The sequence below is a fragment of the Nonomuraea sp. NPDC004580 genome, from assembly GCF_040609855.1.
Lineage (GTDB): Bacteria > Actinomycetota > Actinomycetes > Streptosporangiales > Streptosporangiaceae > Nonomuraea > Nonomuraea salmonea.
The window spans coordinates 1-16,614 of the sequence record NZ_JBEXLH010000107.1 but is presented as its reverse complement, the minus strand read 5'-3'; the positions used below and the strand labels follow the sequence as shown (position 1 = coordinate 16,614).

General features: G+C 73.3%; 2 protein-coding genes. Both read right to left on the bottom strand.

Annotated features, from left to right (window positions below; all coding sequences use genetic code 11):
- Positions 1-13,145: amino acid adenylation domain-containing protein (locus ABZW11_RS45225; protein WP_355432411.1), on the bottom strand; the 13,145-nt coding region annotated here is incomplete at its 3' end.
- A partial coding sequence (locus tag ABZW11_RS45220) for an amino acid adenylation domain-containing protein (protein ID WP_355432408.1) occupies positions 13,142-16,614 on the bottom strand: 3,473 nt, incomplete at its 5' end. The genes ABZW11_RS45225 and ABZW11_RS45220, both read right to left, overlap by 4 nt.

Here is a 16,614-nt window from a genome sequence, read left to right as displayed (position 1 = left end):
CCCATCGACCACCCGTCCGCCGCGATGTGATGCGTCACCACCACCAGCGCCTGCTCCGGACCGGCCACGAACAACCACGCCCGGATCGGCACCTCACAGGCGAGGTCGAACGCGTACGTCTCCGCGCGCCGGACCGCCTCCTGCAGCTCGTCGGGGGCCACCTCGACGACGGAGAGCTCCCAGTCCAGCTCCTCCAAGCCAAGGATCCGCTGGTACGGCTCGCCGTCGGCGGCTGGGAACACCGTCCGGAGCACCTCGTGCCGGTCGATGACGTCGCGCAGCGCCGTGCCGAGTGCGTCGCGATCCACCTCACCGGTGAGACGAAGCGTCACAGGCATGTTGTACGTCGCGGTCGGCCCCTCCAACTGCTGGATGAACCACAGGCGGCGCTGCGCGAACGACAACGGCACCCGCTCAGGACGCACCCGCGCCGTCAACGCGGGCCGAGCCTCGTCCGCCTCCGCCAACCGCTCCGCCAGCCCCCTGACCGTCGGCGCCTCGAACAGGACCCGGATCTCCACCTCCACGTCCAGAACCGCCCTGATCCGGCTCACCAGCCGCACCGCCAGCAGCGAGTGCCCGCCCAGTGCGAAGAAGTCGTCGTCCACGCCGACCCGCTCCAGGCCGAGGACCTGGGCGAACACCGAGCAGAGGACCTCTTCCTGCGGGGTGGCGGGCTTGCGGCCCTGGCCGGTGGCGTACTCGGGGGCGGGCAGCGCGCCGCGGTCGAGCTTGCCGTTCACGGTCAGCGGCAGCTCCTCCAGCACCACCAGCGCCGACGGCACCATGAACTCCGGCAACCGCTCGCCCGCGAACCGCCGCACCGCCTCCACATCGACGGCCTGTGCGGCGGGCACCAGGTAACCCACCAGCCGCTTGTCCCCCGACTCGTCCCGCACGATCACCGCGGCCTGCGCCACGTCCTGATGCGCGGCCAGCACCGCCCGCACCTCGCCCGGCTCGATCCGCATCCCGCGGATCTTCACCTGCTCATCCGCCCGCCCGACGTAGACCAGCTCACCGCCATCCCAGCGCGCGACATCACCCGTCCGGTACATCCGCCCGCCCCCGAACGGACACGCCACGAACCGCTCGGCCGTCAGCCCCGGCCGGCCCACATACCCGCGCGCCACACCGGCACCCGCCACATACACCTCACCCGCGACCCCGACCGGCACCGGCGCCAGATGCTCGTCCAGGACCCAGACCCGGGTGCCGACCACCGGCCGCCCGATAGCCACCCGCCCCGAGGCGCACTGCCACAAGGTGGCATCCACCGTCGTCTCGGACGGCCCATAGGAGTTGAACATCCGCCGGCCCGCGCCCCAGCTCTCCAGCACACCCGCCGTCAGCGCCTCACCCGCCGCCGTCACCGTCACGCTCGCATCCAGCCCCGCCGGATCCAGCCCCGCCAGCACCGCCGGCGGCAACGTCACATGCGACACCCGCAAGGCAGTAAGCCTCTGCAAGAGCGCCTCACCCAGCCGCGCTTCCTCCGGCACGATCGCCAGCGAAGCACCCGACAGCAGCCCCAGCCACTCCCAGCCGAAGGTGTCGAAACCCGGCGACGCGAACTGCGCCACCCGCGAGCCCGGTCCCACCCCGAGCCAGCGTTGCTGGCCCTCGACCAACGCACCGACCCCGGCATGGGACACCACCACACCCTTCGGCATCCCGGTCGAACCGGACGTGAACATCACATACGCCGCCTGATCCAGCCGCAGCACACCCCGCTCATCAGCCGACAACCGGCCACCCGGCAGATCCGCCCCAGCGTCGACGTCCACGGCATCCGGCAGCAACCCCGACGACGCGACAGCCACCTGCACCCCAGCCTGGGCGAGCATGGACGCGATGCGCGCCTGCGGATAACTGACATCCACCGGCAAATAGGCCGCTCCCGCCTTCAGCACCCCCAGCAGCGCCACGATCAGATCCACGCCGCGTTCCAGCGCCACCGCCACGACCGACTCCGGCCCGGCTCCCCGGCTCAGCAGCGCCCGGGCCAGCCGGTTCGCGCGGGTCTCAAGCTCGCCGAACGACACCTCCCCCTGCTCGCTCACCACCGCCACCGCAGCCGGATTCCGATCCACCTGCGCCTCGAACAGCTCCGCCACCGTCCCAGCCAACGAACCCGCGGGACCGGCGCCCCACGAGGCCAGCCGCTCGAGATCCGCCGCGTCCAGCACCCCGACCCCTGCCAAGGAGGTGTCCGGAGCCGACTCCAAGGCCGTCAGCACGTTCTCCATCGCCGTGCACACCAGCCCGGCCACGACCTCCGCGTCCACCCCGGCGACCGCATCGACCACGACCGACATCCCGTCGCCCCGGTCGTCCACCGCCACCGACAGCGGATAGTTGGTGAGGTCCCGCGAGTAAACGATCTTGATGTCGTCGAGCGGGGAGGCGGCCGGCGTGCTGCCGTCGCTCACGTTCCCCTGGTAGTTGAGGATCGAGGTGAACAGCGGCAGGTCGGCGGGCACCCCGCTCGCCCGCTGGGCCACGGCCAGCGGCGCGTGCTCGTGCATCAGCAGCTCAGCGAGTTGCCCGCGCATCCCGGACACCACCTCACCGACCCCGCCACCCAGCCGCACCCGCACCGGCAGCGTGTTGATGAACGGCCCGGGAACCCGATCAGCCCCCACCCCGGCGTTCATCCGCCCGAACAGCACAGTCCCGAACACCACGTCGTCCCGCCCCGACACCGCCCCCAGCACCCGGGCCCACACCACGTGCATCACGGTCGCCGGGCTCACCCCGAACCGCCGCGACACCTCGCGCAGCCGTCCGATCGTCTCTCCTGGGAGGTCCGCCGCCGCGCGCCGCACGTCGGCCCCGTCGCCGCGGACGTCCAGCACCCCGAACGGCGCCGTCGGCTCCGCCACATCGCCGAGCAGCCCCGTGAAGAACCGCTCGTGCTCCTCCTCGCTCACCCCGCCCCGCGCCTGCGCGACGAAGTTGCGGAACGGCACCGGCTCTCCCAGCTGACCACCGCGCCCCGCCAGGAACGCCCCCACCTCGTCCAGCAGGATCTCCAGCCCGAGATGGTCCTGAACGAGGTGATGCACCCGTACCAGCGCCAGCCACCGATCCCCCGCCTGCGCCGCGTGCACGTCGAGCAACGGCGCCCGCCCGAGGTCCATCGACATCCCCACCGCCGCCACCAGCTCCGCGACGGGATCGTCCGAGCCGCCCAGCTCCACCGGCACCACCGGCAGCGCGGCCCGCCGCCACACCACCTGGACCGGCTCCCGCACCCCCTCCCACACCAGCGCCGTACGGAAGACGTCATGGCGGTCGATCACCCGCTGCAACGCCCCCACCAGCTCCTCCAGCCGCTCTCGCGACGCGAACTCCAGGACGACCGGCCGCATGTAGACGTCCCCGCCTTTACCCGCGAGCAGGTGGTGGAACAGCAGACCTTCCTGCAACGGCGCCAGCGGGTACACGTCCGCCACGTTCGCCGCGCCGCCCTCGACGCCCGCCACGATGCGGTCGAGCTCCGCCTGCGACAGGCTGACCAGCGGCAGCATCTCCGGCGTGATGGTCTCCGCCCTGGCCGGGATCAGGTTCGGCGGTACGGGCACCTGCTCCGCCTCGGCGGCCGTGGCCAGCCCGGCCACCGTCGGCGTCTCGAACAGCGCACGCACCGACACCGACACGCCCCGCGTCCGCAGCCGCTCGACCAGCGAGACCGCGAGCAGCGAGTGACCGCCCAAGGCGAAGAAGTCGTCCTCCACGCCCACCTGGTCGAGACCCAGCACCTCGGCGAACGCCGCGCACAGCAGCTCCTCGCGAGCGTTGGCCGGCGGGCGGCCAAGGCCGCCGGAGTACTCGGGCGCGGGCAGGGCCTTACGGTCCACCTTGCCGTGGACGGTCAGCGGCAGCGCGTCGAGGACGACCACCGCCGACGGCACCATGTGGCCGGGCAGCCGCTCGGCGACGAAGGCGCGTATGGCACCGGCTTCGACGCCTTCACCGTCCGGCACGACGTAGGCGACGAGGCGGGCGTCGCCGGGGACGTCCTCGCGGGCGGTGACGACGACGTGGCGGACGCCGGGGTGGCCGGCGATGACGTTCTCGATCTCGCCGGGCTCGATGCGGAACCCGCGGATCTTCACCTGGTCGTCGGTACGGCCGAGGAACACCAGCAGCCCGTCGGCGGTCCACTTGGCCAGGTCGCCGGTCCGGTACATGCGCCCGCCGAAGGGGCAGGCCACGAACCGTTCCGCGGTCAGCCCGGGACGGCCGGCGTACCCGCGCGCCAGGCCCGCGCCTCGGACGTACAGGTCGCCTGGGACGCCGGCCGGGACGGGGGCGAGCCACTCGTCCAGCACCAGCACGCCGACGTCGGCGAGCGGGCGGCCGACCGGCACCAGGTCGTCACCGGCCGGGGCGGCGCCGGGAGGCAGCGTCATGAGCAGCGAGTCGATCGCGGCCTCGGTGACGCCGAAGACGTTCGCGGGCGCGGCGGTCGCGCTCACCTGGGCCACCGTGCCGGTCAGCGCCTCGTACGTCCACAGGTCGGTGCCCGAGATGAGCAGCCGGAGCCGGTCGAGCCGGCCGGCCGTGCGGCAGTGGGCGGCCAGCTCGCGCAGCAGGCTGCCCGGCACGATCTCGGCGATCTCCACGCCGCCCGCCGCGAGTGCGTGGTGCAGCAGCTCGGCCGACAGGTCGCCGGGCGGCAGGAACACCACGGGCCGGCCCAGGAAGAGACTGCGCGCCATGTCGCCGATGGACACGTCGAACCCGGCGGCGGCCATCGACAGCACGGGTCCTGGGCCGCCGACGCCGGCCAGCGCGTGCTCCCAGGCCGCCACGTACGCGGCGAGCGCGCCGTACGGCACCGCGACGCCCTTGGGGACGCCGGTCGAGCCGGACGTGTACGCCACGTACGCCGCGTTCCCCGCCTCCACCGGACGCCGGTACGTCTCCTCCTGCCCGTCGTCGACCACGACGAGCCGGCACCCGTGGTCCAGGAGCTCCGCCGCCGTCTCCTCGAGACCGGCGTCGGTGACCAGGACGGCCGCGCCGCTGTCGCGCAGCATGTGGGCCAGCCGGGCGGGCGGGTAGCCGGTGTTCAGCGGCACGTAGACGCCGCCGGCCTTCAGCACGGCCAGGAAGGCGACGGCCAGCTCCACCCCGCGTTCCAGCAGGACGCCGACCGCGGTCTCCGGGCCCACGCCCTGGTCGGCGAGCCGCCTGGCGAGCCGGTTCGCCCGCGCGTCCAGCTCGCCGAAGCCGAGCCGCTCCGTGCCGCACACGACCGCCGTCGCTGCAGGATCCCGCGCGGCGTGCGCCTCGAACAGCTCGGTCACCGGCCGCGGCCTGGCCCGCGTGCCGGGCTCGCTCCACTCGGCCAGCACCCGGTCCCGCTCGCCGGCGCCGAGGACCTCCACGGCCGACAGCCGGGTGTGCGGATCGGCCGCCACCGCCGCCAGCACCCGGACCCACCGCTCCGCGAGCTGCTCGGCCGACCCCCTGTCGAACAGGTCGGCGGCGGCGACGATCGTGCCGTGCAGGGCTGCCGGTGCGCCGTCCTGATCGAGGAGCTCCGTCATGGTCAGGTCGAGGTCGAACTTCGCGGCCACCTCGCCGGGGGTCAGGCCGGACGACCGCATGCCGGGCAGGTCCAGCTCGGCGTCGATGGTGTTCTGCAGCGTGAGCGCCACCTGAAAGAGGGGATGGCGGGACAGCGACCTGGACGGGGCCAGCTCCTCCACCAGGCGTTCGAACGGCACGTCCTGGTGGGCGTAGGCGTCCAGGCTCGCGTCCTTGACGCGAGCCAGCACCTCGCGGAACGTCGGGTCGCCCGCGAGGTCGGTACGGATGACCAGCGTGTTCACGAAGAACCCGACCAGATCGTCCAGCGCCTCATCGGTGCGCCCCGCCACCGCAGCGCCTATCGGGATGTCCCGGCCCGCGCCCAGCTTGGCCAGCAGCACCGCGAGCGCGGCCTGCAACACCATGAACGTGGTCGCGCCCTCGGCCCTGGCCACCTCGACGAGCCGCGCGTGCACCTCGGCCGGCACCTCGACCGGCACCCCATGCCCTCGATAGCCCGGGACCGCCGGACGCGGCCGGTCCACCGGCAACGCCAGCTCCTCCGGGACGCCCTCAAGCGCCTCCCGCCAGAACCCGATCTGCCGCGACAGCACACTGCCCGGGTCGTCCTCCGCGCCCAGCAGCTCCCGCTGCCACAGGGCGTAATCGGCGTACTGGACCGGCAGCGAGTCCCATCGAGGTGCGCGGCCGTGGCAGCGGGCCTCGTAGGCGATCGACACGTCCCGCGCCAGCGGCGCCAGGGACCAGCCGTCGCCGGCGATGTGGTGCATGACGACCGCCAGCACGTGCTCGTCCCGGCCCGTGAACAGCCAGGCCCGAATCGGCACTTCGGACGCCAGGTCGAAGGTGTGCGCGAACGCCCGCGCCACCTGATCGTGAACCTGCTCCGGCGCGACCTCGACGACCCGCAGCTCCCACTCCAGCTCGTCCATGCCGAGAACGCGCTGGTACGGCTCACCGTTCGCGGTCGGGAACACCGTGCGCAGCGCCTCATGCCGGCCGATCACATCCCGCAGCGCCGCACCCAGCGCGTCGCGATCCACCTCACCGCTCAGACGCAGCGACGTCGGAATGTTGTACGTCGCACTCGGCCCCTCCAACTGCTGGATGAACCACAACCGGCGCTGCGCGAACGACAACGGCACCCGCTCAGGCCGCTCCCACGCCGTCAGCGCAGGCCGGGCCTCGTCCGCCTCCGTCAACCGCTCGGCCAGACCTCTGACCGTCGGCGCGTCGAACAGGACGCGGATCTCCACCTCCACGTCCAGGACCGCTCTGATCCTGCTGACCAGCCGGACGGCCAGCAGCGAGTGCCCGCCCAAGGCGAAGAAGTCGTCATCCACCCCGACGCCGGACACGCCCAGCACCTCGGCGAACAACCCGCACAGCACCGCCTCCTGCTCGGTGGCGGGCTCACGACCCGTGACCGCGACGTGCTCGGGAGCGGGCAACGCCCGCCGGTCCAGCTTGCCGTTGGCGGTCAGCGGCAGCGCGGGCAGCACCACGACGGCCGAGGGCACCATGTACTCCGGCAGTCTGGCGGCCACGAAGGCCCGCACCGACTCCGGTAGATCGTCCGTCTCCTCCTCGGCGACCACGTAAGCGACCAGGCGGGAGTCCCGCGCGATCACCGCAGCCTGTGCCACCCACGGATGTCCGGCCACGACCGCCTGAACCTCCCCGGGTTCGATGCGGTAGCCGAGGATCTTCACCTGCTCATCGGCCCGCCCCAGGAACTCCAGCACCCCATCGGCCCGCCAGCGGGCCACGTCCCCGGTCCGGTACATCCGCCCACCGAACGGACACGCCACGAACCGCTCCGCCGTCAGCCCAGGACGACCCACATATCCCCGGGCGACCTGGTCCCCGGCGATGTAGAGCTCGCCCGCCACGCCCGCCGGCACCGGCTCCAACCTGCCGTCCAGCACGAACAGCCGTGTCCCCGGCGACGGACGACCCACCGGCACCCGGTCCTCGACCTCGTCGCCCGCCCGCACCTCGAAGGTGCAGCAGCCCACCACCGTCTCCGTCGGGCCGTACTCGTTCACCACGACGGGCCCGACGTGACGGACATCCACCCCCCTCAGCGCCTCGCCACCCACGACCCAGGTCCTGGCGGCATCGGCGAGAACCTCCGCCGGCACAAGCTCGCTCAGCAGCGCCAGATGCCCTGGCACCACCTTGACCAGGCCGAAGGAGTTCTCGTTCAGCAGAGCCGCCAAGCCTTCCGCGCCGCCCTCGACACTCATCCGCACCGGAGCCCCGGCCACCAGCGGCACCCACACGCTGGTCACCGTCAGGTCGAAACCCAGCGACGAATGCACCGGCGCCCCGCCATCCGTCTGATACGCCCGCACCGCCCAGCCCACATAAGTGGCCAGCCCGCCATGCGTAACCGCCACGCCCTTCGGCTTACCGGACGAGCCGGAGGTGTACATGACATAGGCCAAGGCGTCCGCAAGCGCCCCCACCCCAAGCGGAGAATCCTCCAACATCGACAGCTGCACCTGCACCAGCGCGTCATCAAGGGCGACCATCCGCACCCGACCGGCGGGCAGCTCATCCAGCACCTCCCTCAAACCCAGCACCAGCACCGCACCACTGTCGGCCAGCATGAACCCGATCCGCTCCGCAGGCTGACCCGGATCAACCGGCAAAAACGCACCCCCCGCCTTCCACACCGCCAGCATCGCCACCACCGCATCCACCCCACGCGGCAGACACAACCCCACCACCGACTCACACCCCACACCCTGCGCCACCAAGAAACGCGCCAGCCGATTCGCCCGCGACTCCACCCCACCGAACGACAACACCTCACCCTCACCCACCACCGCCACCGCATCCGGCCTCTCACCAGCCCGCACCCCGAACCACTCCACCACCGACCCCTCCACCACCGACCCCTCCACCGAAGCGGCCTCACTGCCACTCCACTCCTCCACGACCTGCCGCCGCGCCTCGGCGTCGAGCACCCGTACCGCCGCCAGCGGCACCTCCGATTCGAGCGCCGCCACCAGCCCCTCCACCGCCGTGGCGAACAACTGGCACACCGTCCGCGGGTCGATCGGCGCCACGGCGTCCACCACGAGCCGCAGTGAGGCGCCGTCGTCGTCGACCGACACCGACAGCGGGTAGCTGTTGCGCTCCCTGGTGAAGACGGTCCTGATGCCCTCGAACGGGTCCTGCGCGGCGCGGTCGCGGCCGCCGCCGACGTTGTGCCGGTAGTTGAGTATCGAGGTGAACAGGGGCGTGTCGGGGGCGACGCCGCTGGCGCGCTGGGCCAGCGCCAGGGGGGCGTGCTCGTGGGCGAGCAGGTCGGCGAGGTGGCGGCGCATGACCGCGACGGCCTCGGCCGCGCCGACGCCGTTCACCTGGAGGCGTACGGGGAGGGTGTTGATGAAGGGGCCGGGCACGCGGTCCGAACCGGCGCCCGCGTTCATCCGGCCGAACAGCACCGTCCCGAACACCACGTCGTCGCGCCCGGACACCGCGGCCACCACGCGGGCCCAGGCGACGTGCAGCACCGTGGCGGGGCTGACGCCGAGCCGCCGGGAGCGTTCGCGCAGCCGCCGTTCGAGTGCGGGGTCCACGTCCACGGACGTCCTGACCATGTCGACGCCGTCGCCCCGGGCGTCGAGCAGGCCGAACGGCGCGGTCGGCTCGTCCACGTCGCCGAGCAGCCTGGCGAAGAAGCGCTCGTGCTCGGTCTCGCTGCCGCCGGTCCTGGCCTGGGCGACGAAGGCGCGGAACGGCATCGGCTCGGGCAGGTCGTCGCCCCGTCCGGCCAGGAACGCCTCGACCTCGCTGAGCAGCACGTCCAGGCCGAGGTGGTCCTGGACCATGTGGTGCACGCGCACCATGCCGAGCCACCGGTCGCCGGTGTGGGCGACGTGCAGGTCGAGCAGGGGCGCCCGGCCGACGTCCATGGACAACCCGACGGTCGTCACCAGCCGGTTCACCGGGTCGTCGGGGTCGCCGGCGAGCACGACGGTCTCGACGGGGAGCGTCGCCGTGCGCCAGACCACCTGCACCGGCGACGGCAGCCCCTCCCACGCCATGCTGGTGCGGAAGATGTCGTGCCGGTCGATGACCTGCTGCAACGCGGCGGCGAAGGCGTCCAGGCGGGCGCGGGAGCCGAACTCCAGGACGGTCACCAGCACGTACGCGTCCACGCCGCCGCCCGCGAGCAGGTGGTGGAAGAGCATGCCCTCCTGCAGGGGCGCGAGGGGGTAGACGTCGGCGACGTTGGCCGCGCCGCCGGGCACGCCGGCCACGACCTGGTCGATCTCGGCCTGGGTCAGCTCGACCAGCGGCAGCATGTCCGGAGTGATCGCGGCGGGGTGGTCGGGGATCGCGTTGGGCGGCACGGTCACCTGGTGGTCGCCGGCCGCCGCCGCCAGCCCTTCGACGGTGGGGGTCTGGAAGAACGCCCGTACGGACACGGTGACGCCGCGCTCGCGCAGCCACTCCACCAACGACACCACCAGCAGCGAGTGGCCGCCCAGAGCGAAGAAGTCGTCGTCCACGCCGACCCGCTCCAGGCCGAGGACGTGCGCGAAGCCCTCGCACAGCAGTTCCTCGCGCGGGCCGAGCGGGGCGCGGCCGCCCACGGCGTACTCGGGGGCGGGCAGCGCCTTGCGGTCGAGCTTGCCGTTGACGGTGAGCGGCAGGGCGTCGAGCAGCACCACGGCCGACGGCACCATGTGGGCGGGCAGCCGCTCGGCGGCGTGGCCGCGGATCCGGTCGGCGAGGCCGATCTCGTCGCCGCGAATGGGCTCGGCGGAGCCGGTCCCCTCACTGCGGATGCGCTCGGCGAGGCCGGTCTCCTCGCCTGCCGGGACAGCGTAGGCGACCAGCCGCCGGTCGCCGGGGGTGTCCTCGCGGACGACGACCGCCGCCTGCGCCACGTCCTGGTGCCCGGCCAGCACGCTCTCGATCTCGCCTGGCTCGATGCGGAACCCGCGGATCTTGACCTGGGCGTCGGCGCGGCCGACGTACTCCAGCCGGCCGTCGCTCGTCCAGCGGGCCCGGTCGCCCGAGCGGTACATGCGCTCGCCGGGCGCGCCGTAGGGGCAGGCCACGAAGCGTTCCGCGGTGGCCTCGGGCCGGTGCCGGTAGCCGCGGGCCAGCTGGCCGCCCGTCACGTACACCTCGCCGGCGACGCCAGGGGGCACGGGGGTGAGCCATTCGTCGAGCACCAGCACCCGGAGTCCGGGCAGGCCACGGCCGATCACGCTGCCGCCGGTGACGGTGCCGGGCGTCACCTCGTGGAAGGTGACGTGGACGGTGGTCTCGGTGATGCCGTACATGTTGATCAGGCGCGGCCCCGCGGCGCCCTGGTACGGCCACCATCCGGCGAGCCTGCCGACCTCCAGTGCCTCGCCGCCGAACACGATCGCCCGCACGCCGGCCATGGCCTGCGGGCGTCTGGCCGCCGCCGTCATGAGCGGGTAGAACGCGGACGGCGTCTGGCTGAGGATGCTGACGCCGCTCTCCTCCACCAGGGACAGGAACTCCTCCGGCGACCGGGAGACCGCGTACGGGACGACCACCACGCGGCCGCCGGACAGCAACGCGCCCCACACCTCCCACACCGAGAAGTCGAAGGCGAAGGAGTGGAACCAGCTCCACGCGTCCTGCGGCACCGGGCGGAAGTGGTCGCGGGTCGCGGCGAACAGCTCGGCGACGTTGCGGTGCGTCACCACGACGCCCTTGGGCTGCCCGGTCGAGCCTGAGGTGTGGATGACGTACGCCGGCTGGTCGGGGTGCGGCACGACGCGCCGGACCGGCGCCGCCTCGGCCGGGTCGTCCACCATGAGCAGGCCGGCGCCGCCGGGGAGCAGCCCCGCGGTCTCCGCCGAGACCACGACCAGGGCGCAGCCCGCCACGAGCTGCCGTATCCGCGCCGCCGGGTAGCCGGGGTCGACGGGCAGATAGGCGCCGCCCGCCTTCAGCACGGCGATCATGACGACGATCACGTCCACGCCGCGTTCCAGGACGACGGGCACCACCGTCTCCGGGCCGACGCCGCGCGCGGCCAGCAGCCGGGCCAGCCGCTCGGCCCTGGCGTCCAGGTCCGCGTAGGTGACCTCGGCGCCGTCGCAGACCACGGCCGTCGCCTCGGGCGTCCTGGCGGCCTGCGTCTCGAACAGCTCCACCAGCGACAGCGCCGCGCCGCCCGCCGCGCCCCCCGCAGGGGCCTCCTGCCACGCGACCAGCGCGCGGTCCCGCTCTGCGGCGTCGGCCGCCGGCACCGCGGACAGCCGCGCCCGCGGGTCGGCCGCCACCGCCGCGAGGACCCGGATCCACCGCGCCACCAGCAGGCCGGCGGACTCCCTCTCGAACAGGTCCGCCGCAGCGGTCAGGGAGCCGCGCAGCCCGGCGGGAGCGCCGTCCGCACCGAACGCCTCGTGGACGCTGAACTCCAGGTCGAACCTGGCCGAAGCGCCCCACTCGGCGGCCACCCCGCCCGCCTGCAGACCTTCCAGGTCCAGGGCCGCTTCCTCCACGTTCTGGAGCGTGAGCACGACCTGGAAGAGGGGGTGGCGGGACAGCGACCTGGACGGGGCCAGCTCCTCCACCAGGCGTTCGAACGGCACGTCCTGGTGGGCGTAGGCGTCCAGGCTGCTCTCTTTGACGCGGCCGAGCACTTCGCGGAACGTCGGGTCGCCTGACAGGTCGGTACGGATGACGAGCGTGTTGACGAAGAAGCCGACCAGGTCGTCCAGCGCCTCGTCGGTACGGCCCGCCACGGCGGCGCCGATGGGGATGTCCCGGCCCGCGCCCAGCTTGGCCAGCAGCACCGCGAGCGCGGCCTGCAACACCATGAACGTGGTCGCGCCCTCGGCCCGCGCCACCTCCAGCAACCGCGCGTGCACGTCGGCGGGGACGTCGAGCGGCACGACATGCCCGACATGACCTGATATTTCGGGACGTGGGCGGTCGTATGGGAGATCCAGCTCCTCCGGGATGCCCGCGAGCGCCTCCCGCCAGTAACCGATCTGCCGGGACAGGACACTGTCCGGATCGTCCTCCTCGCCCAGCAGCTCCCGCTGCCACAAGGTGTAGTCCGCGTACTGGACCGGCAGCGCCTCCCACTCCGGCGCCCCGCCACGGGAGCGGGCCTCATAGGCGATCGACACATCCCGTGCCAGCGGCCCCATCGACCACCCGTCGGCCGCGATGTGATGCGTCACCACCACCAGGACCTGCTCACCCGGCCCCGTCACGAACAACGTCGCCCTGATCGGCACCTCGGACGCCAGGTCGAACGCGTGCTCCCTGGCCCGCCCCACCGCCTCGGCCAGCCCGGCGGCGTCCACCTCGGCGACCGACAGCGCCCAGTCCAGCTCCGCCACGCCCAGCACCCGCTGGTACGGCTCACCGCCCTCGACCGGGAACACCGTCCGCAGCACCTCGTGACGGCCGATGACGTCGAGCAGCGCCGCGTTCAGCGCCGCCCGGTCCACCTCGCCGGTGAGCCTGAGCGCGATGGGGATGTTGTACGCCGCGCTCGGGCCGTCGAGCCGGTGGATGAACCACAGCCGGCGCTGGGCGAACGACAAGGGAACTCTCATGACTCCTCCTGGTCACGCCGCATGGGTCGCAACGTCGGCCGTGTCGAGCGTTGGTTTCCGAGACGACTTGCCACCCCGGACACGGTGGGCGCCTCGAACAGGGTTCTGATGGACACGTCGGCTCCCAGGACGGTGCGGATCCTGCTGACGAGCCGGATCGCCAGCAGGGAGTGGCCGCCGAGCGCGAAGAAGTCGTCGTCCACGCCGACCTGCTGTCTGCCGAGCACCTGCGCGAACACCTGGCACAGGGCCTCTTCCCGGGGCGTGGCCGGCGCCCGGCTGGTCACGGCCGGCGTGTCGGCGGGCAGCGCGCTGCGGTCGAGCTTGCCGTTCACGGTCAGCGGCAGCTCGTCGAGCACCACGACCGCTGAGGGCACCAGGTGGGCGGGCAGCCGGTCGGCGGCGTACCGCCTGACGTCCTCGGCCTCGCCGCCGACGACGTAGGCGACCAGGCGTTTCTCTCCCGCGTCGGCGCGGACGACCACCGCAGCCTGCGACACGTCCGGGTGGTCGGCCAGCACCGCCCGTAGCTCGCCCGGCTCGACCCGCATGCCGCGGATCTTCACCTGCTCGTCCGCCCGGCCGACGAAGACCAGCTCGCCCTCAGGGGTCCAGCGGGCCACGTCTCCCGTCCGGTACATCCGGCCGTCCTCGTACGGGCATGCCACGAAGCGCTCGGCGGTCAGGTCAGGCCGGCCGACGTAGCCGCGCGCGAGCTGGGGGCCGGCGACGTACACCTCGCCGGGCACCCCGACCGGCACCGGGGCCAGGTGATCGTCCAGGACGTACAAGCGGGTGTTGGCGATCGGCCGGCCGAAGGGGACGACGCCGTTGACGTGCTCCACCGGGCCGGCGGTCACCATCACCGTCGCCTCCGTCGGCCCGTAGGTGTTGACCAGCCGCCGGTCCCGAGCCCACTCCCGCGCCGTCCCGCTCGCGATCGGCTCCGCGCCGACCAGCACCGTCTCCACCCCTGCCCAGTCGGCCGGGTCCACGACCTCCAGCAGCGACGGCACCACACTCGCCGCCTGAACGCCGGTGGAGGAGAGCAGGTCCCGCAGCAATCCGGCGTCGGTCCGTTCCGCAGGCAGCGCGATCACCAGCCGTCCGCCGCGCGCCAGCGTCACGGCGACGTCCAGGACGGAGGCGTCGAAGCCGAACGAGGCGAACTGCAGCACCCCCACGCCCGGCTCGACCCCCATGACCGGGCCGAACACCTCGATCAGGTTCACCAGCCCGGCATGCGCCACGCCCACGCCCTTCGGCACTCCGGTCGAACCCGAGGTGTAGATGACGTACGCCAGGCTCGATCCGTCGATCGCGACGCCCGGCCGCTCGTCCGGCAGCCCTGCCGAGTCGCCCAGCGTCACCACCTCCGCCGGCGGCAGCCCCGCCACCGCGCGTTCGGTCACCACGACCCGCGCACCGGCGTCGGCCAGCATCCACGCGATCCGCTCGGCGGGGTACTCGACGTCGATCGGCACGTACACGCCGCCCGCCTTCCAGACGGCCAGCATCGCCACCACCACGCCGATCCCGCGCTCCAGCACGACCGCCACCGGCGACTCAGGACCGACGCCCTTCGCGATCAGAAGCCGGGCCAGCCGGTTCGCCCGCGCCTCCAGCTCCGCGTACGTCACCTCGACGCCACCGCACACCACCGCGACCGCATCCGGCGCTGCCTCCGCCCCCGCCTCGAACAGCTCCACCACCGAGGTCCGGTCCCGTGCGACGTGCTCGCCCTGCCAGTCGCGCACGGCGCGCCACCGCTCCCCGTCGTCGAGCACCGGCACCTCCGACAGCGGCGTGTCCTGGCCGCCGTCGGCCACCGTCTCCAGCGAGCGGACGAGGTTCTCGACGGTGGTGCGCAGGAGGGCGACCACGGAGCCGGGGTCGATGGGCGCGGCGGCCTCGACACCCAGGCCCAGCTCGTCGCCGTCGTCGTCCACCGCGACCGTCAGAGGGTAGTTGGTGCGCTCACGGGTGAAGAGCGTCCTGACGCCTTCGAACGAGGGGCCGCCGTCGCCCTGCGCGCCGCCGTGGCGGTAGTTGAACAGGGACGTGAACAGCGGGGCGTCCGCTCCGACCCGGCTCGCCCGCTGCGCCGTCGTCAGCGACGCGTGCTCGTGGTCGAACAGCCGGGCGAGCTGGGTGCGCATCATGGCCACGGCCGCGCCGGCGCCGAGGCCCTTCACCGGTACGCGTACCGGGAGAGTGTTGAGCAGCGGGCCCACCACGCGGTCGGCGCCGTCGGCGGCGTTCATCCGGCCGAGCAGAACGGTGCCGAAGACGACGTCGTCGCGGCCCGCGAGCACGGCGAGCAGGCGGGCCCACGCCACGTGGAACACGGTCGCCGGGCTGGTGCCGAGCCGCCGGGCGGCCTCGCGTACGCGGGCGGCCAGCTCAGGGGTCAGCGGGGCCCACGCGGCGGCGGTCCGCACGCCGTCCCCGCGCACGTCGAGCAGCCCGTACGGGGCCGTGGGCTCGTCCACGTCACCGAGCAGCTCGGCGAAGTAGCGCTCGTGCTCCTCGGCGTCCCCCCGGGCGCGGGCCTGGGCGACGAAGGAGCGGAACGGCACGGGGTCAGGCAGCTCGTGTCCCCGACCGGCGGCGAAGGCGGCGACCTCGCCGAGCACCACGTCGAGTCCCAGGTGGTCGCGGATCATGTGGTGCATCCTGATCAGCGCCAGCCAGCGGCCGGTGCCGGGCGACTGCGCGATGTGCACGTCCAGGAGGGGCGCCCGCCCGATGTCCATCGCCGCGCCGGCCGCCGCGAGCAACTGCTGTGCGGGGTCTGAGCCGGCTCCGGGCAGCCGTACGGGTGTCACGGGCAGGGTGGCCTGCCGCCAGATCACCTGCACCGGCTCCGCCAGGCCCTCCCACGCCACGGAGGCGCGGAACACGTCGTGCCGGTCCACCACGGCCTGCAGCGCGGCCACGAACCCGTCCAGCCGGGCCCGCGTGTCGAACTCGAGCACGGTCGGCATCACGTACGCGTCCGCGCCGCCGCCCGCGAGCAGGTGGTGGAAGAGCATGCCCTCCTGGAGCGGGGCCAGCGGGTAGACGTCCTCGAGGTTGCCCGCGCCGCCCGGCACCCCGGCCACGATCCGGTCGATCTCCGCCTGGGTCAGCTCGACCAGCGGCAGCATGTCCGGCGTGATCACACGGGCGCCTGCGGGGATCGCGTTCGGGGGCACCGGGACGCGTTCACGGCCGGAGTACCTGGCCAGCAGGGCCACCGTGGGCGCCTCGAACAGCGCCTGCACCGGCACCTCGATGCCCTGCGCCCGGATCCTGCTCACCAGCCGCACCGCCAGCAGCGAGTGCCCGCCCAGTGCGAAGAAGTCGTCGTCCACCCCGACCTCGGGCAGCCTCAGCACCTCGGCGAAGGCCGCGCACAGCAGCTCCTCCCGCGCATCGGCCGGTCCCCTGCTCGCCCGCGTCACCTCCGGCGCCGGCAGCGCGCCGC